Origin of the sequence: Kitasatospora sp. NPDC096128, from assembly GCF_040303105.1 — a bacterium.
Classification (GTDB): domain Bacteria; phylum Actinomycetota; class Actinomycetes; order Streptomycetales; family Streptomycetaceae; genus Kitasatospora.
This window is the reverse complement of record NZ_JBEOSP010000071.1, coordinates 1-19,618: the sequence shown is the minus strand read 5'-3', so window position 1 is coordinate 19,618 and position 19,618 is coordinate 1. Positions and strand designations below refer to the sequence as shown.

The 19,618-nt window shown below is 73.7% G+C and carries 17 protein-coding genes; 11 read left to right on the top strand and 6 right to left on the bottom strand.

All coding sequences use genetic code 11. The features are described 5' to 3' along the window. Positions 1–102 precede the first annotated feature (102 nt). Positions 103–867 carry a ZIP family metal transporter gene (locus ABTY61_RS39525; RefSeq protein WP_350510064.1) on the top strand — a complete coding sequence of 255 codons (765 nt, stop codon included), beginning with the start codon at positions 103–105 and terminating at the stop codon, positions 865–867. Here ABTY61_RS39525 and ABTY61_RS39520 read toward each other — a convergent pair. Next, a complete protein-coding gene (locus ABTY61_RS39520; RefSeq protein WP_350510063.1) occupies positions 864–1,769 on the bottom strand; it encodes a LysR family transcriptional regulator in 906 nt (301 codons plus the stop codon). The genes ABTY61_RS39525 and ABTY61_RS39520 overlap by 4 nt on opposite strands. A 127-nt stretch (positions 1,770–1,896) precedes the next feature. On the opposite strand from ABTY61_RS39520, the gene ABTY61_RS39515 reads away from it, so the two are divergent. Next, on the top strand, positions 1,897–2,838 hold the full coding sequence (locus tag ABTY61_RS39515; protein WP_350510073.1) for an EamA family transporter: 942 nt from the start codon (positions 1,897–1,899) through the stop codon (positions 2,836–2,838). Here the strand turns inward: ABTY61_RS39515 and ABTY61_RS39510 are convergent. Continuing rightward, the gene (locus ABTY61_RS39510) at positions 2,729–3,253 is read right to left on the bottom strand and encodes a MarR family winged helix-turn-helix transcriptional regulator (RefSeq protein ID WP_350510062.1); all 525 of its coding nucleotides are present in this window, start codon (positions 3,251–3,253) and stop codon (positions 2,729–2,731) included. The genes ABTY61_RS39515 and ABTY61_RS39510 overlap by 110 nt on opposite strands. A gap of 166 nt (positions 3,254–3,419) precedes the next feature. On the opposite strand from ABTY61_RS39510, the gene ABTY61_RS39505 reads away from it, so the two are divergent. Next, positions 3,420–3,791: a DUF2218 domain-containing protein gene (locus ABTY61_RS39505; RefSeq protein ID WP_350510061.1), complete on the top strand. Its 372-nt coding sequence runs from the start codon at positions 3,420–3,422 to the stop codon at positions 3,789–3,791. 5 nt (positions 3,792–3,796) lie between these two features. On the opposite strand, the gene ABTY61_RS39500 is transcribed toward ABTY61_RS39505, so the two are convergent. Both ABTY61_RS39500 and gabT read right to left on the bottom strand, forming a co-directional pair. Then, positions 3,797–4,411, bottom strand: coding sequence for a phosphatase PAP2 family protein (locus ABTY61_RS39500; RefSeq protein WP_350510060.1), 615 nt, complete (start codon positions 4,409–4,411; stop codon positions 3,797–3,799). Positions 4,412–4,940: 529 nt separating this feature from the next. Then, the gene (gene gabT / locus ABTY61_RS39495; RefSeq protein ID WP_350510059.1) at positions 4,941–6,281 is read right to left on the bottom strand and encodes a 4-aminobutyrate--2-oxoglutarate transaminase; all 1,341 of its coding nucleotides are present in this window, start codon (positions 6,279–6,281) and stop codon (positions 4,941–4,943) included. Between the two features lie 241 nt (positions 6,282–6,522). Between gabT and ABTY61_RS39490 the strand changes: the two genes are divergently transcribed. The 3 genes from ABTY61_RS39490 (at position 6,523) to ABTY61_RS39480 (ending at position 11,892) form a co-directional block, all read left to right on the top strand. After that, positions 6,523–8,595 carry a type IV secretory system conjugative DNA transfer family protein gene (locus ABTY61_RS39490; protein ID WP_350510058.1) on the top strand — a complete coding sequence of 691 codons (2,073 nt, stop codon included), beginning with the start codon at positions 6,523–6,525 and terminating at the stop codon, positions 8,593–8,595. A gap of 144 nt (positions 8,596–8,739) precedes the next feature. Then, on the top strand, positions 8,740–10,305 hold the full coding sequence (locus ABTY61_RS39485; protein WP_350510057.1) for a PucR family transcriptional regulator: 1,566 nt from the start codon (positions 8,740–8,742) through the stop codon (positions 10,303–10,305). Between the two features lie 144 nt (positions 10,306–10,449). After that, positions 10,450–11,892, top strand: a complete 1,443-nt coding sequence (locus ABTY61_RS39480; RefSeq protein WP_350510056.1) for an aldehyde dehydrogenase family protein — start codon at positions 10,450–10,452, stop codon at positions 11,890–11,892. Positions 11,893–11,945: 53 nt separating this feature from the next. Here ABTY61_RS39480 and ABTY61_RS39475 read toward each other — a convergent pair whose 3' ends face one another. Further along, positions 11,946–12,614 carry an NAD(P)H-binding protein gene (locus ABTY61_RS39475; RefSeq protein ID WP_350510055.1) on the bottom strand — a complete coding sequence of 223 codons (669 nt, stop codon included), beginning with the start codon at positions 12,612–12,614 and terminating at the stop codon, positions 11,946–11,948. A 69-nt stretch (positions 12,615–12,683) separates the two neighbouring features. Here ABTY61_RS39475 and dxr point away from each other — a divergent pair, with 69 nt between their 5' ends. From dxr to ABTY61_RS39450, 5 genes are all read left to right on the top strand, one after another. Further along, on the top strand, positions 12,684–13,928 hold the full coding sequence (gene dxr, locus ABTY61_RS39470; RefSeq protein ID WP_350510054.1) for a 1-deoxy-D-xylulose-5-phosphate reductoisomerase: 1,245 nt from the start codon (positions 12,684–12,686) through the stop codon (positions 13,926–13,928). 120 nt (positions 13,929–14,048) lie between these two features. Then, complete coding sequence (locus tag ABTY61_RS39465; protein ID WP_350510053.1) at positions 14,049–15,353, top strand: M50 family metallopeptidase; 1,305 nt, start codon at positions 14,049–14,051, stop codon at positions 15,351–15,353. A 144-nt stretch (positions 15,354–15,497) separates the two neighbouring features. Beyond that, positions 15,498–16,658 carry a flavodoxin-dependent (E)-4-hydroxy-3-methylbut-2-enyl-diphosphate synthase gene (ispG, locus tag ABTY61_RS39460; protein WP_030290407.1) on the top strand — a complete coding sequence of 387 codons (1,161 nt, stop codon included), beginning with the start codon at positions 15,498–15,500 and terminating at the stop codon, positions 16,656–16,658. Between the two features lie 191 nt (positions 16,659–16,849). Further along, positions 16,850–17,725: a GNAT family N-acetyltransferase gene (locus tag ABTY61_RS39455; protein WP_350510072.1), complete on the top strand. Its 876-nt coding sequence runs from the start codon at positions 16,850–16,852 to the stop codon at positions 17,723–17,725. 147 nt (positions 17,726–17,872) lie between these two features. Beyond that, positions 17,873–18,439, top strand: coding sequence for a GNAT family N-acetyltransferase (locus ABTY61_RS39450; RefSeq protein WP_350510052.1), 567 nt, complete (start codon positions 17,873–17,875; stop codon positions 18,437–18,439). 82 nt (positions 18,440–18,521) lie between these two features. Here ABTY61_RS39450 and ABTY61_RS39445 read toward each other — a convergent pair whose 3' ends face one another. Continuing rightward, positions 18,522–19,445: an aminoglycoside phosphotransferase family protein gene (locus ABTY61_RS39445; protein ID WP_350510051.1), complete on the bottom strand. Its 924-nt coding sequence runs from the start codon at positions 19,443–19,445 to the stop codon at positions 18,522–18,524. Positions 19,446–19,618 lie beyond the last annotated feature (173 nt).

Here is a 19,618-nt window from a genome sequence, read left to right as displayed (position 1 = left end):
CGTCAGACCACACGGCGGCACCGGCCATCCGGCGGGTGTGGCCGACCCGACACCACCGGCACCCCTGCCCGGCCCGACCGCCCTTGCGCCGGAGGCGGCCCGATGACCGCCGTCCTGGTCGCCGCCGGGGCCTTCCTGATGACCCTGATCGGCGGCTTCGTCGCCCAGCGCACCGGCGACCGCCGCCACCTGGTGCTCGGCTTCGCCGCCGGTCTGATGCTCGGCGTGGTCGCCTTCGACCTGCTGCCCGAGGCCATCCACCAGGCGCCCGGCGAGGTGCACGGCGTGCCCCAGGCGCTGCTGATGTTCGCGGTCGGCTTCCTCACCATCCACGTGGTCGAGCGCGCCGTCGCCATCCACCGCGGCCACGAGGGCGAGTACGCCGAGCACACCCACGGCCACCGGCACGGCCACTCCCACCGCTCCGGGCACCAGGGCGTCGGACTGACCGCCGCACTGGCCCTGGTCGGGCACAGCGTGATGGACGGCTTCGCGATCGGCGCCGCCTTCCAGGCCGGCAGCACGGTCGGCACGGTGGTGGCCATCGCCGTCGTCGCGCACGACTTCGCGGACGGCTTCAACACGTACACGATCACCCGGGTGTACGGGAACAACCGGCGCCGGGCGCTGACCCTGCTCGCGGCCGACGCGCTGGCCCCGGTCTCGGGCGCCGCGATCACCCTGGCCTTCACCATCCCGGAGCACCTGCTCGGCCTCTACCTGGGCTTCTTCTCCGGCTTCCTGCTCTACCTGGCGACCTCCGACATCCTCCCGGAGGCACACAGCCCGCACCCCTCGCGCAGCACCCTGCTGTGCACGGTGGCCGGGGTCGGCTTCATGTGGCTGGTCATCGGCTTCGCCAACTAGCCCGGCAGGGAGTCCCAGCCCTCCCGCATCGCCGTCAGCGCCTCGGTGATGGCCGGCCGCCGGGAGGCCTGGGCGCGCCAGAGCGCGAACACCCGCCGACTCGGCTGCGAGGCGACCGGACGGGCCGCCACCCCGGCCGGCAGCGGGCCCCGGCCGAGCCGGGGCACCACGGCCATGCCCAGACCGGCCGCGACCAGGGCGATCTGGGTCTCGAAGTCGCCGACCTGGTAGTGCACGTCCGGCTCCTCACCGGCCTCGCGCAGGGTGCGGACCAGCCAGTCGTGGCAGATGTTGCCCGGCGGCACGCTGATCCAGCGCTGCCCGCGGAGCCGCTCCACCGGCACCGCGTCCAGCGCCGCCAGCTCGTCCCCGGCGGGCAGCACCAGGTCCACCGGGTCCGTCCCGAGGTCCAGCCGGGAGAGCCCCTCCTGCACCGGCAGCGGCACGGTCGGCCAGTCCTGCACCAGCGCCAGGTCGACCTCGCCGCGCGCCACGAGCTCCGCCGCCGGGTACGGGTCGCTCTCCAGCAGCCGTACGTCCAGCTCCGGGCAACGCCGTCGCAGGTCGGCCAGCACCCCGGGCAGCAGCCCGCGCGCGCCGGTCGCGAAGGCGGCCACCAGCAGCCGTCCGACCGCCCGGCCGCGCTGCTCCTCCAGCCGCACCTCGGCCTGCTCCACCAGCCCCAGGACGGTCCGCGCGGTGGCGGCCAGCTCCCGCGCCGCGTCGGTCAGCACCACGCCCCGGCCCTGCCGCTCCAGCAGCACCGTGCGGGTCTCCCGCTCCAGCTTGGCGATCTGCTGGGAGACCGCCGAGGGCGTGAAGCCGAGCGCGGCCGCCGCCCCGCCGACCGAGCCGTGCACCGCCACCGCGTGCAGCGCCCGCAGGCGCCCCAGATCCATCATGCAGCAATCCTAAAGTGTCCACTTCAGAATTCATCGCTGGTGCTACACGTTCCCGCACCGCCATGCTCGACCCATGACCGCAACACCCGCCGTACCAGCTGCTCCCGCTGCTCCCGCCGGCGCGAGCATGAGCCCCCGTCACATCGCCCTGGCCGTCCTGGTGGCCGCCGTGTGGGGCCTCAACTTCGTCCTCATCCGCGTCGGCCTGGACAGCTTCCCGCCACTGCTCTTCTGCGCCCTGCGGTTCGCCGTGGTCGCCGTGCCCGCGATCTTCTTCGTCGGACCGCCCCGGGTGGCCTGGCGCTGGGTGCTGGCGGTCGGACTGGTCCTGGGCGTGGTCAAGTTCGGACTGCTCTTCCTCGGCATGCACGCCGGGATGCCGGCCGGCCTCTCCTCCCTGGTGCTCCAGGGCCAGGCGGGGTTCACCGCGCTGTTCGCCGCCGTGCTGCTGCGCGAACGGGCGGGCCGGCGGCGGCTGATCGGCCTGGGGCTGGCCTTCGCGGGCATCGCCCTGAGCGCCGTCGACCAGGGCCTCGGCGGCCCGTTCGGCGCCTTCGTCCTGGTCGTGCTGGCCGCCGTCGCCTGGGGCCTGTCCAATGTGCTGACCCGCCGGGCCGCGCCGCCGGACGCGCTGCGCTGGATGGTCTGGGTCAGCGCCGTGCCGCCGCTGCCGCTGCTGGCCCTGTCCCTGCTGGTGGAGGGCCCGGACGCGGACCTGCGGGCGCTGCGCGGGATGACCCTGGGCGGGCTCGGCGTGATCGGCTACGTCGGGCTGGTCTCCACCCTGTTCGGTTTCGTCGCCTGGAGCTACCTGCTGCGCAGCTACGACGCCACCGCCGTCGCCCCCTACTCGCTGCTGGTGCCGGTGTCCGGGATGTCCTCGGCCTGGCTGCTGCTCGGCGAGCGGGTCAGCCCGACGGCCGCCGCGGCCGCCGTGCTGGTGATCGCCGGGATCGGGATCACCGCGCTGCGCCCGGGGGCGCTGTCCGCGGCGGCGGCCCGGCCGCGAGGAAGCGCGCCTCGGCGGCCCGCAGCACTCGCAGCAGCACCTCCTCGTCCTCGGGGCTGACCTCGCCGAAGTAGTCCTGGGCCACCTCGTCCCGGACCTGGAGGATCCGCTCCACCGCCGCGCGCCCGTCCTCGGTCAGCAGGATCCGGACCGCCCGACGGTCGGCCGGGTCGGGGCGGCGCTCGACCAGTCCGGCCTCCTCCAGCGCGTCCACCACGGTGGTGGTCGAGCGCGGGGCGATGTGCAGCTTGTCGGCGAGGTCGCTCAGCCGCATCGCGTGGTCCGGCGTCTCGCAGCCGGGCACGTGGGCGAGCGTGCGCAGCGCCCGGGCCTGGCCGGGGGTGATGCCGTACGGCTCCAGCCGCCAGCCGGTCTGCCGGCGGATCCGCTTGATCGCCCTGGTCATCGCGTCCGCGAGTTCGGCGGGGGTGCCGGGGGAGGGGATCGCCGGGTCGTCGGTCGGCGTGGTGGTCATCGGCGGTCTCCTCGGCTGGCGTCGGCTCAAGCGTATCGGCCGGTCCCGGGCGCTCGGCCGACCCTGGAAAGTGCTCGGAGAAATATCTTGAGCCTAGCTCACTATCTGCGTTACGGTACTTTCAAGTGAGGGGACCCTAAGTTCCCTCCCCTTCCTTGGAGCACCCATGCCCGTTTCCACCGCCCGCGTCGCCACCGACCGCCCCGCCCGCTACGCCAAGCAGCTCGCCGCCCACATGAGCAAGCGGATCGAGACCTCCTTCTCCCCCGAGACCGGCCACGGCACGCTGGTCTTCAAGGCCGGCACCGCCACCATGGAGGCCCAGTCGGACGCCCTGCTGCTCACCGTCGAGGGCGAGCGCGAGAACCTGGCCGGCCTGGAGGACGTGGTCGGCCGCCACCTCGTCCGCTTCGGCGCCCGCGACGAGCTCGTCGTCGAGTGGCACCGCGACAACGGCGAGGCCGGCCTCGTCCACCGCAACGACGACGAGGACGCGCCCGAGCCTGGCACCGCCGAGCAGAGCACCCCCGAGGCCTGACGCCCTCAGGCGCCCGGCCGGGGCAGTCGACGGTCGAGTACCCACAGCACCAGGACGGCCAGACAGCAGCTGGCCAGCACGTCCAGCAGCCAGTGGAAGTCGCTCCACACCAGCCCCGCGCCCACCCCGAGCGCCAGCACCACCGCACCCGCGGTCAGCCCCCGGGCCGCCCGCCGCCCCGCCGCCCGGGCCAGCAGCAGTGCCGCCACCCCGTAGCAGAACGTCGCGGTCGCGGTGTGCCCCGACGGGTACCAGCCCCACTGCCCCGGCAGCAGCGGGTCACCGAGCGGGCCCGGCCGGGCGAACCCGGCCTTCGCCGGGACCACCAGCAGCGGAATCAGCACCGCGGTCAGCGCCGCCACCGGCAGCGGCAGCCACCAGCGCACCGCCCCCGCCCGACGCCACCACCAGGCGGCCAGCCCCCCGGCCGCCAGCAGCACCGGGACAGCGGGCACCCCGCCGCCCAGGTCCGCCAGCAGGTGGCCCATGTGGTCGAGCAGGGCGCTCGGGTGGTCACGGCGGGACGCGTGGACCGCCGCGCGCACCGAGCGGTCCACCCCCAGCAGCGGCCCGTCCACCGCCACCTGCCAGGACACTGCCAGCAGCAGGACCGCCGCCACCACCGGCACCGCCACCGACCGGGCCGCTCGGCCCAGGGCAGCGGACAGCCGCCCCGGAGCAGGGGGGAGAGCTCCGGGACGGCTCTGATGATCGCCGTTCCGTGCGCCCCGGGGGGTGTGGGTCGGACGGTCGGTCGATCGGTCTTCGGTGTGTGCCGCCCCTCCCGGGGCGGACCGGTTGTCCTCGCGGTGCCCGCGCGGACCCGCCCCTCGGGGAGGCCCCGCGGACGGCTCCGCCAATGGCTGAGGCTCGCTGTCCATCTGTGATGACACTACGTCAACCGCCCTTCCACGCCGAGCGCCTTCAGCGATTCCGCACATCATCTTCACCCCTCCCCGGACCGTCCTCGAACCGCCTCCGAACCGCCTCCGAACCGCCGCCGGGTGGCTTCCGAGCCGGGCCGGAACCGCCACCGGGCGGCCCCGGGCAACCGAACGGCCCGTGCGGACCAGAGGTCCCCACGGGCCGTTCAGCGCTGTCCGGACATCCCTCCGGCGGGGGTATTCAGAACCTGACGGGCGACACCGCTCAGACGGCGGCGAACGCGGCCTCCAGGATGTCCAGGCCCTCGTTCAGCAGGTGCTCCGGCATGACCAGCGGCGGCAGGAAGCGCAGCACGTTGCCGTAGGTGCCGGCGGTCAGCACCACCAGGCCCTCGTTGTGGCAGGCCTTGGCGATGGCCGCGGTGGCCTCCGCGTTCGCCTCCTTGCCGCCCGGCTTCACCAGCTCGACGGCGACCATCGCGCCGCGGCCGCGGACCTCGCCGATGATGTCGAACTTCTCCTGCATGGCCCGCAGGCGGCCGAGCATGACCTCGCCGATCCGCTGCGCCTTGCCGACGAGGTCCAGCTCCTTCATCGTCTCGATCGAGCCCAGCGCGGCGGCGCAGGCCACCGGGTTGCCGCCGTAGGTGCCGCCCAGGCCGCCCGCGTGCGCGGCGTCCATGATCTCGGCGCGACCCGTCACCGCGGCCAGCGGCAGGCCGCCGGCGATGCCCTTGGCGGTGGTGATCAGGTCCGGGACGATGCCCTCGTCCTCACACGCGAACCACTGGCCGGTGCGGCAGAAACCGGTCTGGATCTCGTCGGCGACGAACACGATGCCGTTCGCCTTCGCGAACTCCACGATCGCCGGCAGGAAGCCCTTGGCAGGCTCGATGAAGCCGCCCTCGCCCTGGATCGGCTCGATGATGATCGCGGCGACGTTCTCCGCGCCGATCTGCTTGTTGATCATGTCGATCGCCTGCGCGGCGGCCTCGGCGGCACAGTTCTCCGCGCCCGTCAGCCAGCGGTACGGGTACGCCACCGGCACGCGGTGGATCTCCGGGGCGAACGGACCGAAGCCCTGCTTGTACGGCATGTTCTTCGCCGTCAGGCCCATGGTCAGGTTGGTGCGGCCGTGGTAGCCGTGGTCGAACACCACGACGGCGGTGCGCTTGGTGTAGGCGCGGGCGATCTTCACCGCGTTCTCGACCGCCTCGGCGCCCGAGTTGAACAGCGCCGTGCGCTTCTCGTGGTCACCCGGGGTCAGCTCGTTCAGCTGCTCGGCGACGGCCACGTAACCCTCGTACGGGGTCACCATGAAGCAGGTGTGGGTGAAGGCGGCCAGCTGCTCGCTCGCCCGGGCCACCACGGCCTCGGCGCTGTTGCCGACGTTGGTCACGGCGATGCCGGAGCCGAAGTCGATCAGCGAGTTGCCGTCCACGTCCTCCAGCACGCCGCCGTTGGCACGGGTGACGTACACCGGCAGGGTGGTGCCGACACCGGCCGCCACCGCACCCAGCTTGCGGGCCTGCAGCTCCTGCGACTTCGGACCCGGGATCGCGGTGACCAGACGGCGCTCCTGCGGGAGCGGCGATACGGCGCTCATGGGGTATCTCCAGACTTCTCGGCTCGGTGCTTCGCAGGCTACGGCCGCCCTCCCCGACCAGGCATGCGCCACTCGGTAGCACTGCGCCGACCGACTTGTCCGGCACGGCCAGCCCGAGCGGCACGACTACCCGCAGACCCCGCTCCACTACCCTGAGCGCGGGCGTGTCGCCGGTACGGCGGCATGGGTATGGCGGCACCGACGGCGGTCGGGCCGGGCGGGCGAGGGAGCGGGGCCGTACATGGCACAGGACGGGTCACACCACCAGGTCGACCACACCACCACCAGACCCCCGACCCCCCTGCCCCACCAACGCCCCGGCACCCCGCCGGACGGGGCCTTCGACCTCGCCGCCTGGGCCACCGCCCCGCGCCCCGAAGCCGAACCGGGCGTCTACCGGCTCGGCTACCGCCGCCTCGACCCCGAACGCGCGGAGGCCGCCCGGGTCCCCACCTGGCCGCTGCTGCTGCGGGCGGCGCTCAACGCGGTGGTGGGGTGGCTGGCCTTCGTCTACGGGGTCGAGTTCGCCAAGGACGGGACCACTCTCATCGGCGTCCTTCCGTCCCAGTCGATCTTCGTTGCCACCTCCGTGGTGTTGACGCTGAACGTCCTGGTGCTCGCCGCCGTCATCAAGGTCTTCGGCCGCATGGGCCGCTGGCCCGAGGTCTGGCGCCGCTACGTCGCCCCGCTGCTGTCGCGGACGGTGACCCGGGAGGAGCCCGCCGAGGAGGCCGGGCCCGCGGTGGAGGCGGCCCGGGGGCGGGATCCGTGGGACGGGCTGCGGCAGGGCGGGGCGGTCGAGGCGGCGGCCCGGCTGGAGGTCGAGCCGGTCGGTGACGTCGACTACGTGCGGATCCAGCGGGCCTGGGAGTCCGCGCAGGCGGACCCGGCGTTCGTGCCCGCCTTCACCGAGCAGGTGGCGGCCCGCGGCGCGGCGGCCTTCGCCCACCCGTCCGAGGCGCGTGAGCTGCAGGGCCGGGCCCGGCGGCACGACCTGTTGCTGGGCCAGGTCTGCCTCGGTGTGGCGCAGGACGTGCCGAAGAACCCCTTGAGCCACCGGGCGGCGGATTTCGCGCTGGATCCGGCGGTGCTGGGCACCTCCCTGCTGGCGGTCGGTCCGGCCGGGACGGGGAAGACGGCCCGGCTGGCCCGGCCGGTGGCCGAGGCGCTGTGCCTGCAGGCGCTGGCCGGTACCGCGTGCGCGGTGGTGGTCGGGTCGGCTGACGCGGACCTGGGCCCGGACGCCTGGTACGACGTGGTGATCGCGCCCGGCGACCCGGCCTCGGTGTACGGGCTGGACCTGTACGGCGCGGCGCAGGACCCGGACGAGGCTGCGGCCCGGTTGGCCGACGCCCTGCTGCCGGACGAGCTGACCGCCCGCGCGGAGAACGCCCGGACGGCGTTGCAGCAGGTGGTGGGCCCGTTCCACGCCGCCTACCGCCGCTATCCGGGGGTGCGCGAGCTGCGGGCGCTGCTGGGCGGCGAGCCGGATGCGCTGGCGGCGCTGGTGAAGGCGCTCGGCTCGGCGGGCCGACTGGCCGCGTACGAGCGGGACCTGGAGTACCGGGAGCGCCAGCGGGGCCGGGCGGACGACCCGGGCGCGCTGTTGGCGGACCGGCTGGGGCTGCTGGAGCGGCCCGCCTTCGAGGGGGCCTTCGCGACCGACGGCACGGGCCGTCCCCCGTTCGCCATGCGGGTGCTGGACCACCCGCTGCGGGTCCGGGTGAAGCTGCCCGAGCGCACTCACCCGGAGGCGGCCCGGATGCTGTCCCGGCTGGTGGTGGGGCAGTTCCTGCAGGCGGCCGGGGCGCGGGAGGACCGCTCGTTGTTCGCGGGCCTGGTGGTGGACGACGCCTCGGCCGCGCTGGACGCCGGCTCCGTCCGGGGCCTGCAGCGGATGCGCGGTGCGAACGCGGGCGCTGTGCTGCTGCTGCGGACCCTGGTGGACCTGCCGGAGGCGCTGCGGGCGCCGCTGTTCGGGGCGGTGGGCTGCCGGGTGGCCTTCCCCGGGATCGCACCCTGGGACGGTCGGCTGTTCTCGGAGGCCTGGGGGACGCACCTGGTGCAGGAGACCGCGGTGACCCACACCCCCGACACCTCCGGTGGGGTGGTGCGGCGGGCCGGGCGGCTCGGGCGGAAGGCGTTGTCGGGGACGACGGCGCAGACGGAGTCGGTGACGACGCGCGAGGTGGAGCGCTTGCGGTGGTCGCCGTCGGATCTGGCGCACGCGTTGCCGGCGGGGCACGCGGTGGTGTCGTTGACGGCGGTGTCGGGGGAGCAGGTGCCGCCGCTGCTGGTGGACCTGCGCGGTTGAGCCGGGGAAGTCGCCTCCGAGGTGGATTCGGCAGTGCCGGTTGTCCGGGGCGTCCATAATGAGGGGGAGAGACCCTCACCAGTCCCACTGCCCTCTCCTCGCCCGGCCGCAACGGCGCGGTCAGGTCGACCCTCCGAAGGTGCCATGCCCCCCACACTCGCGTCCGTCGTCCGCAACAGTTCGCTCCACCTGACGGTGCTCGCCGGTGCGGACCACTTGGAGCGGCCGGTCCGCTGGGTGCACACCAGCGAGCTGGACGACCCCACGCCCTTCCTGGAGGGTGGCGAACTGCTGCTCACCACCGGTATCAAGCTGGGCCGTACGGCGGCGCAGCTGCAGGCGTACGTGCACCGGTTGGCCGATGCCGGGGTGGTCGGGTTGGGGCTGGGGGTGGGCCTGTCGCACACGGAGGTGCCGCAGCCGCTGGTGGACGCGGCGCAGCAGCGGGGGCTGCCGCTGCTGCGGGTGCCGGAGCCGACGCCGTTCATCGCGATCAGCAAGGTGGTGTCGGCGGCGCTGGCCGCGGAGCAGTACGAGGCGGTGACGACGAGCTTCGAGGCGCAGGAGGAGCTGACCCGGGCGGCGCTCGGCAAGGACGGCACGACGGCCGTGGTGCGTCGGCTGGCGGCCCGGCTGGGGGGCTGGGCGGCGCTGTACGACGGGTCGGGTGCGCTGTCGGTGGTGGCGCCGGACTGGGCGGCGCGCCGGGCCGGGCGGCTGGCGGCGGAGGTGGACCGGCTGCGTCGGCGGCCGGCGCCGTCGAGTGCGGCGCTGCAGGGGCGCTCGCCGGGGATAGACACGGCGGACGAGGACTACGTGGTGGTCCAGTCGCTGGGCGCGGACCGGCGGGCCCGGGGTTTCCTGGCGGTGGGGACCGAGGACCGGATCACGCCGACCGAGCGGTACGTGCTGAACGCGGCGGTGGCGCTGCTGACGCTCACCCTGGAGCGGTCGCGCGAGCTGCGGCAGGCCGAGGAGCGGATGGGCGCCGCGCTGCTGCGGATGGTGCTGGCGGGCGAGGTGGCGACGGCCCGGCAGGTGGCGGTGGGGCTGTTCGGCGGCATGCCGGAGGGGACGGTACGGGTCCTGGTGGCCGGGGCGGGGCCGAACGCGGATGCCGCGGAGGGGCTGGTGGAGCTGGGGGACCGGGCCGAGCAGGCGGGTTCCCGGGTGGGCGAGAAGCTGCTGGTGGCGCGGGAGGAGGGTGCGCACGGGCCGCGGCTGATGGTGCTGGCGCTGGACAACGGCGCGGTGCACCGGGCCTGTCTGGGGGCGGTGGAGGAGCACGAGGGCCTGTCGCTGGGCGTGTCGGCGCCGGCCGCGCTGGAGGAGGCCGGTACGGCGTACGCGCAGGCGGAGCGGGCGCTGGCGGTGGCGCTGCGCGGTGGCCGGCGGTCGGTGGACCACGAGGAGGTCGGCGCGGGTTCGCTGCTGCCGCTGCTCGGCGAGGACGCGGTGACGGCGTTCGCGGAGGGGCTGCTGCGGCCGTTGCGCGAGCACGACCGGACGGCCCGCGGGGACTTGGTGGCCTCGCTGCGGGCGTGGCTGTCGCGGCACGGGCAGTGGGACGCGGCGGCGGCGGACCTGGGGGTGCACCGGCACACGCTGCGCTACCGGATGCGGCGGGTCGAGGAGCTGCTGGGCCGTTCGCTGGACGACACGGATGTGCGGATGGAGCTGTGGCTGGCGCTGCGGTCCGGTGAGGAGTAGCGGACCCGGCTGGACGTGGTGGAGTGGCCCAGGAGTCGAACGCTCCTAGTCGGCCAATCCGGTCGGCCCTCGCTCGCCCCTACCCTCGGGTTCGGGTCCCACTCCCGTGGGCCGTACGACGACGAGGAGAGGGCCGGTACCACGGTGACCACCACGTACGATTTCTGGCTGGCCGGCCGCCGGGCGAGCGGTGACGCCGACTTCGAGGTGCACAACAGCTGGGACGGCCGTCTGGTCGGCAAGGTGAGCATCCCGACCGAGGCCCAGGTCGAGGAGGCGCTGGACGCCGCCGTGGCCGCGCTGCCGGTGTTCGCCGCGACTCCGGCGCACCAGCGGGCCGCCGCCCTGGACCATGTGGCCAAGCGGCTGGCCGAGCGCACCGAGGAGCTCGCCCGGCTGATCACCGCCGAGAACGGCAAGCCGATCAAGTGGGCCCGCGGCGAGGTCGGCCGCGCGGTGTCGGTCTTCCGCTGGGCCGCCGAGGAGGCGCGCCGCACCAACGGTGAGACGATGCGGCTGGACACCGACCCGGGCGGCGTGGGCCGTTTCGCGGTGGTGCGCCGCTTCCCGCGCGGAGTGGTGCTGGGGATCGCCCCGTTCAACTTCCCGCTGAACCTGGTCGCCCACAAGGTCGCCCCGGCGATCGCGGTCGGCGCGCCGATCATCCTCAAGCCGGCTCCGGCGACGCCGCTGTCGGCGATGGTGCTGGGCGAGATCCTGGCCGAGACGGACCTGCCGGCCGGCTCCTGGTCGGTCCTGACGGTGCCGAACGACCGGATGCCGGCCCTGGTGCAGGACGCCCGGGTGCCGGTGATCTCCTTCACCGGTTCGGACAAGGTCGGCTACCAGATCATGGACTCGGTGCCGCGCAAGCACACCACCCTGGAGCTGGGCGGCAACGCCGCGGCCGTGGTGCTCGCGGACTGGTCCTCGGAGGCCGACCTGGACTGGGCGGCCACCCGGATCGCGATGTTCGCCAACTACCAGGGCGGCCAGTCCTGCATCTCGGTGCAGCGGGTGATCGCCGACGCGTCGGTGTACGACGCGCTGGTGGAGAAGGTCGTGGCGAAGGTCGCGGCGCAGGTCACCGGGGACCCGAACGACGACGCGACGGACGTCGGCCCGCTGGTCGACGAGAACGCCGCGAAGCGGGTGGAGTCCTGGGTGGACGACGCGGTGGCCAAGGGCGCCAAGCTGCTGGCCGGCGGGACCCGCGAGGGCGCGACCTACGCCCCGACGGTGCTGGCCGAGCTGCCCGCCGACGCGATCCTGGCCAAGGCCGAGGTGTTCGGCCCGGTGCTGTCGCTGCACCGGGTGGAGGGCGTGGAGGAGGCCTTCGCGGCCGTCAACGACTCGCCGTTCGGCCTGCAGGCGGGCGTGTTCACCCACGACCTGCAGACCGCGTTCCGGGCCCACCGGGAGCTGGAGGTCGGCGGTGTGATCATCGGCGACGCGCCGTCCTACCGGGCCGACCAGATGCCGTACGGCGGCGTCAAGGACTCCGGTGTCGGTCGTGAGGGCGTCAAGTACGCGATGGAGGACTACACGGTCGAGAAGGTCATGGTGCTGACCGGCCTCGACCTCTGAGGGACCGCTCGCCGCGGGGCCCGGTCCGGTGCGGACCGGGCCCCGCGGCGCGTTCAGCCGTCATGCCCGGCCGCGGCGGCGACCGCCTCCGCGACGGTGGCGTTGCCGGCGACCAGTTCCAGGGTCTGCCCGGCGGTGCCGGGCTCGCGCAGCAGCGCGGCGAGGACGGCGGCCACGTCGGCCCGGTCGACCGCGCCGCGGCCGACGGAGGGGGCGAGGCGGACCAGGCCGGTGCCGGGGCCGTCGGTGAGCCGCCCGGGGCGCAGCACCGTCCAGTCCAGCGCGGTGCGGGCGCGGACGGCGTCGTCGGCGGCGCCCTTGGCCCGTAGGTAGGTCTCGAAGACCTCGTCGGCGGGGTGGTGGGCGGCCGCGTCGGCGCCCATCGAGGAGACCATGAGGTAGCGCCGGACCCCGGCGAGTTCGGCGGCGTCGGCGAGCAGGACGGCGGCGTCGCGGTCGACGGTGTTCTTGCGGTCGGGGCCGCTGCCGGGGCCGGCGCCGGCAGCGAAGACCACCGCGTCGGTGTCGGCGAGCAGGGCGGCGAGCTGCGGGGTGGTGGCGGACTCCAGGTCGAGCAGCAGCGGCTCGGCGCCGGCGTCGACGAGGTCCTGGGCTTGTTCGGGGCGGCGGATGATCCCGGCGGGGCGGTCGCCGCGGTCGGCGAGCAGCCGTTCGAGCTTCAGCGCGATCTGTCCGTGGCCTCCGGCGATGACGGTACGCATGGGTCCGACGGTAGCCCGGGTGGTGCCGGGTCGTCCTGGGCGAGGTCCCGGACAGGACACAATGGGCGCATGACTTCGCTCGCCCACCCGCAGCTGCGTTTCGCGCCCACCGTGGCGGACCCCTCCGGCCCCCGGGAGCTGGTGATCCTCGGTTCCACCGGGTCGATCGGCACCCAGGCCATCGACGTCGTGCTCCGCAACCCGGAGCGGTTCAAGGTGGTCGGCCTGTCGGCGGCGGGAGGCCGGGTGGAGCTGCTGGCCGAGCAGGCGCTGCGGCTGGGCGTGCACACCGTGGCGGTGGCCGATCCGGCGGCCGAGCCGGCGCTGCGCGAGGCGCTGGCGGCGAAGGCGGCGGGGACTCCGCTGCCGACGGTGCTGGTGGGGCCGGACGCGGCGACCGAGCTGGCCGCGATGGAGTGCCACTCGGTGCTGAACGGGATCACCGGTTCGATCGGCCTGCGGCCGACGCTGGCCGCGCTGCGGGCGGGCCGGGTGCTGGTGCTGGCGAACAAGGAGTCGCTGATCGTCGGCGGCCCGCTGGTGAAGGCGCTGGCGAAGCCGGGCCAGATCGTGCCGGTGGACTCCGAGCACACCGCGATCTTCCAGGCGCTGGCCGGCGGCACCCGGGCCGAGGTCCGCAAGCTGGTGGTGACGGCGAGCGGCGGGCCGTTCCGCGGCCGTACCCGCGAGCAGCTGGCCGGGGTGACGGCGGCGGACGCCCTGGCGCATCCGACCTGGGCGATGGGCCCGGTGATCACGATCAACTCGGCCACCCTGGTGAACAAGGGCCTGGAGGTGATCGAGGCCCACCTGCTGTACGACGTGCCCTTCGACCGGATCGAGGTCGTGGTCCATCCGCAGTCGGTGGTGCACTCGATGGTGGAGTTCACCGACGGTTCGACGCTGGCGCAGGCCAGTCCGCCGGACATGCGGATGCCGATCGCGCTGGGGATGGGCTGGCCGGACCGGGTGCCGGACGCGGCCCCCGCCTGCGACTGGACCAAGGCCGCGACCTGGGAGTTCTTCCCGCTGGACGACGAGGCCTTCCCGGCCGTCGAGCTGGCCCGGGAGGTGGGCACCCTGGGCGGGACGGCGCCGGCGGTGTTCAATGCGGCGAACGAGGAGTGCGTGGAGGCCTTCCTGAAGGGCCGCCTCGCCTTCACCGGGATCGTGGACACTGTTGCCAAGGTCGTGGCCGAGCACGGACAGCACGACGGTCGGATGGCATCGGCGGGAACTTCCCTGACCGTCGAGGACGTCCTGCACGCGGAGGACTGGGCGCGCGCCCGGGCCCGCGAGCTGGCGGCGGGCTGACGGCCCCGACTCCGGCGGGCGGCGTCGGGACGCCGGTGCCCAGGCACCGGCCGTTCCCGGCACGGCACGGATCGCGGTACGACGAGACGATGAGCGGAGCGGCATGACGGAGGACCAGCGGTGGCAACGGTTTTGACGGTGGTCGGCATCCTGGTCTTCGTGGTCGGGTTGCTGGTCTCGATCGCCTGGCACGAGCTGGGCCACCTCTCCACGGCCAAGCTGTTCGGCATCCGGGTGCCCCAGTACATGGTCGGCTTCGGCCCGACCATCTGGTCGCGCCGGAAGGGCGAGACCGAGTACGGCATCAAGGCGATCCCGTTCGGCGGGTACATCCGGATGATCGGGATGTTCCCGCCGGGCGAGGACGGCCGGATCACCAAGCGCAGCAGCTCGCCCTGGCGGACGATGATCGAGGACGCCCGTGAGGCCTCCTACGAGGAGCTCCAGGAGGGCGACGAGAACCGGCTGTTCTACACCCGCAAGCCCTGGAAGCGGGTCATCGTCATGTTCGCCGGGCCGTTCATGAACCTGATCCTGGCGTTCGGGCTGTTCCTGACGGTCATGATGGGCTTCGGCGTCTCGATGGCGGTGCCGACCATCGGCTCGGTCGCCCAGTGCGTGGTCAAGGCCGGCCAGCCCACCGACACCTGCCCCACCGACGCGCCCAAGACCCCGGCCAACGAGGTGGGCCTGCGCCAGGGCGACAAGGTGCTCTCCTTCGACGGCGACCGGATCCGCGACTACGACCAGCTCCAGGCGGACATCCGCAAGTCGGCGGGCAAGCAGGTGCCGATCGTGGTGGAGCGCGGCGGCCAGCGGCTCACCTTCACACCCACCATCGCCGTCAACGACGTGCAGAAGTACGACGGCAACGGCGTGCCGGTGAAGGGCCAGACCGTCCAGGCCGGGTTCCTCGGGTTCACCCCGAAGAGCGAAACCGTCCAGCTCGGCTTCGGGCAGTCCGTGGACCGGATGTACGACATGGCCGAGAACGGGGTGAAGTCGCTGGCCGCCCTGCCCGGGAAGATCCCCGGCCTGTGGAACGCCGTCGTCGGCAACGCCCCGCGCGACCCGGACTCGCCGATCGGCATGGTCGGCGCCGCCCGGGTCAGCGGCGAGGTGTTCTCCCTGCACGAGTCGGCCACCCAGCGGATCGCGATCTTCGTGAACCTGCTGGCGGGCATCAACCTGTCGCTGTTCCTGTTCAACATGCTGCCGCTGCTGCCGCTGGACGGCGGCCACATCGCGGGCGCGGTCTGGGAGTCGGTCCGCCGCCGCTTCGCACAGCTGTTCCGGCGGCCCGATCCGGGCCCGTTCGACGTCGCCAAGCTGATGCCGGTCGCGTACGTCGTGGCCAGCATCTTCATCGGCTTCACCCTGCTGGTGATGGTGGCCGACCTGGTGAACCCGGTGAAGATCGGCTAGGGCGTTCGGGTACGGCGGGTGTGCTGGGCGCCCGGACGGTGCCGTACCGTGGAGGCCGGGTGCGCGAACGTCCGCGCGCCCGGCCCCGGCCGTCCCAACGGCCGGGCGGTCGACCACACCTCTACCCCGGGGAACCCTGCGCACATGACCGCGATCTCGCTCGGTATTCCGTCCCTGCCGCTCAAGCCGCTCGCCAAGCGCCGCTACTCCCGGCAGATCATGGTCGGCAACGTGCCGGTCGGCGGCGACGCCCCCGTCTCGGTCCAGTCGATGACCACCACGGTCACCTCGGACATCAACGCCACGCTGCAGCAGATCGCCCAGCTCACCGCGTCCGGCTGCCAGATCGTCCGGGTCGCCGTCCCCTCCCAGGACGACGCCGACGCGCTGCCGATCATCGCCAAGAAGTCGCAGATCCCGGTCATCGCCGACATCCACTTCCAGCCGAAGTACGTCTTCGCGGCGATCGACGCCGGCTGTGCCGCGGTGCGCGTCAACCCGGGCAACATCAAGGCCTTCGACGACAAGGTCGGCGAGATCGCCAAGGCCGCCAAGGACGCCGGGGTGCCGATCCGGATCGGCGTCAACGCCGGCTCGCTCGACAAGCGGCTGCTGGAGAAGTACGGCAAGGCCACCCCGGAGGCGCTGGTCGAGTCCGCGCTGTGGGAGTGCTCGCTGTTCGAGGAGCACGACTTCCGCGACATCAAGATCTCGGTCAAGCACAACGACCCGGTCGTGATGATCCAGGCCTACCGTCAGCTCGCCGCCGCCTGCGACTACCCGCTGCACCTGGGCGTCACCGAGGCCGGTCCGGCCTTCCAGGGCACCATCAAGTCCGCGGTCGCCTTCGGCGCGCTGCTCGCCGAGGGCATCGGCGACACCATCCGGGTCTCGCTGTCGGCCCCGCCGGCCGAGGAGATCAAGGTCGGCAACCAGATCCTGGAGTCGCTCGGGCTGCGCCAGCGCGGGCTGGAGATCGTCTCCTGCCCGTCCTGCGGCCGCGCCCAGGTCGACGTCTACAAGCTCGCGGAGGAGGTCACCGCCGGGCTGGAGGGCATGGAGGTGCCGCTGCGGGTCGCCGTCATGGGCTGCGTCGTGAACGGGCCGGGCGAGGCGCGCGAGGCCGACCTGGGTGTCGCCTCCGGCAACGGCAAGGGCCAGATCTTCGTCAAGGGTCAGGTGATCAAGACCGTCCCCGAGTCGAAGATTGTCGAGACCCTGATCGAGGAGGCGCTCAAGCTCGCCGAGCAGATGCAGGAGGAGGGCGTCGAGGCCGGTTCGCCGACCGTCGTCGCCGCGGAGTGAGCGCAGAGTGACCGCGGAATCGACCGCGGAGTGACCGCCGAGCGGTTCGAACGCGTTCGCAGCGAAGTCTTCCGGAAGCGGGGCCGTCCGTTCGTGGACGGCCCCGCGGCCGTAGCCGGGTGGGGCCACGGAGTAGGGTGCGGCCAGAGTCGTCTCAGTGAGGTGCTGTCTCGATGATCGATCGAGGTGTGATGCTCCCCAGCTCCTTCCAGGCCGCCCGGGCGCTGGCCACCACCCGCGTGCTGGAACCGTCCGACCTGACGGACGCCCTGGAGATCCTCCACCGCGACCCGGTCGCCAACGCCTTCGTCGCCACCCGGGTCGAGACCGTCGGGCTGGACCCGTGGCGGCTCGGCGGCGAGATGTGGGGCTGGTACGGCGCGGACGGTGTGCTCGACGCCCTCTGCTACGCCGGGGCGAACCTCGTCCTGGTCAACGCCGGGCCGCAGGCGGTCGCCGCCTTCGCGGAGCGGGCCCGGCGGCAGGGCCGGCGCTGCTCCTCGATCGTCGGCCCGGCCGAGTCGACCGCGGCCTTCTGGGCGCTGCTGGAGCGGAGTTGGGGCCCTGCGCGTGAAGTCCGGGGCCACCAGCCGCTGTTGGCGACCTCCTCGCCGTCGGCGGAGATCGCGCCCGACCCGCTGGTGCGTCGGGTGCGGCGCAGCGAGGTGGAGGCGCTGATGCCCGCCTGCGTGGCGATGTTCACCGAGGAGGTGGGGGTGTCGCCACTGGCCGGCGACGGCGGGCTGCTCTACCAGGCCCGGGTGGCCGAACTCGTCACCACCGGGCGGTCGTTCGCGCGCTTCACCGAGGACGGCCAGGTGGTGTTCAAGGCCGAGGTCGGGGCCGTGACCCAGGGCGCCTGCCAGATCCAGGGCGTCTGGGTGGCGCCCGAGTACCGGGGGCAGGGGCTGTCCGAGACCGGGATGGCGGCGGTGCTGGACGTCGCGCTGCGGGAGGTGGCGCCGGTGGTCTCGCTGTACGTCAACGACTTCAACCTGCGGGCGCGGGCGGCCTATCGGCGGGTGGGGTTCCGGGAGGTCGGGGCGTTCATGAGTGTTCTGTTCTGAGAGTTCTGAGCGCGCTGGTCCGAGCGCGCTGGTCCGAGCGTGCCCCGGCGCGGGGCGTCGTTGTGGCGCGGTTCGCCGGTGTTTCGCCGGTTGTTGGGTTCGGATCTTCGGCCGCGCCACGGGGCCGCTGGTAGTAACGTCCGGAGCATGGATCAGCTGACCGGGGTGACGATCGGGGCCATCGACCTCGCGGCCTGGGCGCCGCAGGCGCTGGAGGTCCAGGCGGTGGCGTTCGGGCTGACGCCCGAGGAGGTCGCGGTCCGGCTGCACATCGTCGGGCGGCACGCCCGGCAGCCCGGGGTGATCGCCTTCGGGGCGATGAGCGGCGGCCGACTGGTCGGGTTCGGGTACGGGATGCCGAACCAGCGGGACCACTGGTGGAGCACGGTCATCGAGCCGTACCTGACCGCCCGCGGCTACGGGGACTGGCTGGACGGCGTGTTCGCGGTCACCGAACTGCACGTGCTGCCGGAGTTCCAGGGACAGGGCGTGGGCTCGCGGCTGATCCGGCTGTTGTGCGAGGGCTCGGGCCTGGACCGCAGCATCCTGTCGGCGATCGACGCGGAGACGCCGGCCCGGCGGCTCTACCGGGCGCTGGGCTACCAGGACCTGGCCCGGGCGGTGCGGTTCCCGGCGACGGACCGGCTGTACGCGGTGATGGGTGCGCGCCTGCCGCTGCGGCGGGCGGGGGCGGGTGTTGGGCACACGCCTTAGAGACGTCCGGTCAGAGGGGTGTCCGGGCAGAAGCGCCCGGGCAGAGGTGTCCGATCAGGGGTGTCCGGGCAGAGGTGTCCGATCAGAGGTGTCCGGCGAACTCGAGGTGGAGTTCGGCGTCCTCGCGGCGGCCGGCGGCCAGGGCGCGCAGGGCCAGGTCGACGGCGCGGAACAGGGTCCAGCCGCGTAGGCGTTCCCGGTCGACGTCGAGGGCGTCGGCGAGCTGCTGGAGTCGGCGGCGCACGGCGGCGGGGGCGCCGGGGGAGCCGATCAGGGTGTCCGCGCGGTCCAGGGCGAGCCGGGCCAGGTCGTAGGCGCGTTCCCCGGTCAGCGGGCGGGGGTCGATCGCCAGCCAGGGGGCGCGGTCGGCGGCGAGGACGTTGCCGTGGTGGAAGTCGCCGTGCAGCAGGAAGGTCTCGGCGGAGGAGTCGGTCAGCGTCCCGGCGGTGGCCAGGGCCTCGTCGACCAGGGGCCGCGCGGCGGCCGCGGCGGGGTGGGCACGCTGCTCGGCCAGCCGGGCGGCGGTGTCCGCGACCCGGTCGGCGAGGGCGGGCAGGCCGCTCCCGGCGGGCGGTTCCACCCAGAGGCGGTGCAGCAGGCTGGTGGCCTCCAGCATCGCCTTGGACTCGGCGAGGGAGCGCAGCGGGATCTCGCCGTGCAGGCGCTCCAGCAGCAGCACCCCCTCGGCCGGGTCGGCGTCCAGCAGGAGCACGGCTCCCCGGCCCGCCCAGTGGGTGAGGGCGGTGTGCTCGTGGGCGGTCTCGGGGGTGACCAGTCCGGTCTTGAGGACGGCGGGGGAGAGGTCGTCGCGGTGGACGTAGGCGATCAGGCTGAGGCTGCCGCCCGGGTCCAGGGTGCGTTCGAGAGTGAGGTCCCAGCGGGTCAGGTGGGCGGTGGTCCTGGCGGGGAGGGTGGCCAGCCACCGGCGGCCCGCGTCGCCGTGGACGGCGGTGACGGTGTCCGCCAGCCAGGTGGGGACGGTGGGGTGGGGGGTGGGTCCTGACATGGGTCCATTGTCGGGGATGTGGGGGCCGCTGCGCGGGGGGCTTGGGTGTGGGGGTGGGCTTTCGGGAGGGTGGGTGGGTCCGGGGGCGGTTCCGGGGGTGGGCGCTCCGGGGGCTGGGTGATTTTCGGACCGCCGACCCTCATTGAGGGGGCTGGGACCGTTGGCGGTCTGAA

Coding starts and splice junctions, on each gene's coding strand:
- ABTY61_RS39525 (WP_350510064.1), top strand. CDS start 103: ATGACCGCCGTCCTGGTCGCCGCCGGGGCCTTCCTGATGACCCTGATC.
- ABTY61_RS39520 (WP_350510063.1), bottom strand. CDS start 1,769: ATGATGGATCTGGGGCGCCTGCGGGCGCTGCACGCGGTGGCGGTGCAC.
- ABTY61_RS39515 (WP_350510073.1), top strand. CDS start 1,897: ATGAGCCCCCGTCACATCGCCCTGGCCGTCCTGGTGGCCGCCGTGTGG.
- ABTY61_RS39510 (WP_350510062.1), bottom strand. CDS start 3,253: ATGACCACCACGCCGACCGACGACCCGGCGATCCCCTCCCCCGGCACC.
- ABTY61_RS39505 (WP_350510061.1), top strand. CDS start 3,420: ATGCCCGTTTCCACCGCCCGCGTCGCCACCGACCGCCCCGCCCGCTAC.
- gabT (WP_350510059.1), bottom strand. CDS start 6,281: ATGAGCGCCGTATCGCCGCTCCCGCAGGAGCGCCGTCTGGTCACCGCG.
- ABTY61_RS39490 (WP_350510058.1), top strand. CDS start 6,523: ATGGCACAGGACGGGTCACACCACCAGGTCGACCACACCACCACCAGA.
- ABTY61_RS39485 (WP_350510057.1), top strand. CDS start 8,740: ATGCCCCCCACACTCGCGTCCGTCGTCCGCAACAGTTCGCTCCACCTG.
- ABTY61_RS39475 (WP_350510055.1), bottom strand. CDS start 12,614: ATGCGTACCGTCATCGCCGGAGGCCACGGACAGATCGCGCTGAAGCTC.
- dxr (WP_350510054.1), top strand. CDS start 12,684: ATGACTTCGCTCGCCCACCCGCAGCTGCGTTTCGCGCCCACCGTGGCG.
- ispG (WP_030290407.1), top strand. CDS start 15,498: ATGACCGCGATCTCGCTCGGTATTCCGTCCCTGCCGCTCAAGCCGCTC.
- ABTY61_RS39455 (WP_350510072.1), top strand. CDS start 16,850: ATGCTCCCCAGCTCCTTCCAGGCCGCCCGGGCGCTGGCCACCACCCGC.
- ABTY61_RS39450 (WP_350510052.1), top strand. CDS start 17,873: ATGGATCAGCTGACCGGGGTGACGATCGGGGCCATCGACCTCGCGGCC.
- ABTY61_RS39445 (WP_350510051.1), bottom strand. CDS start 19,445: ATGTCAGGACCCACCCCCCACCCCACCGTCCCCACCTGGCTGGCGGAC.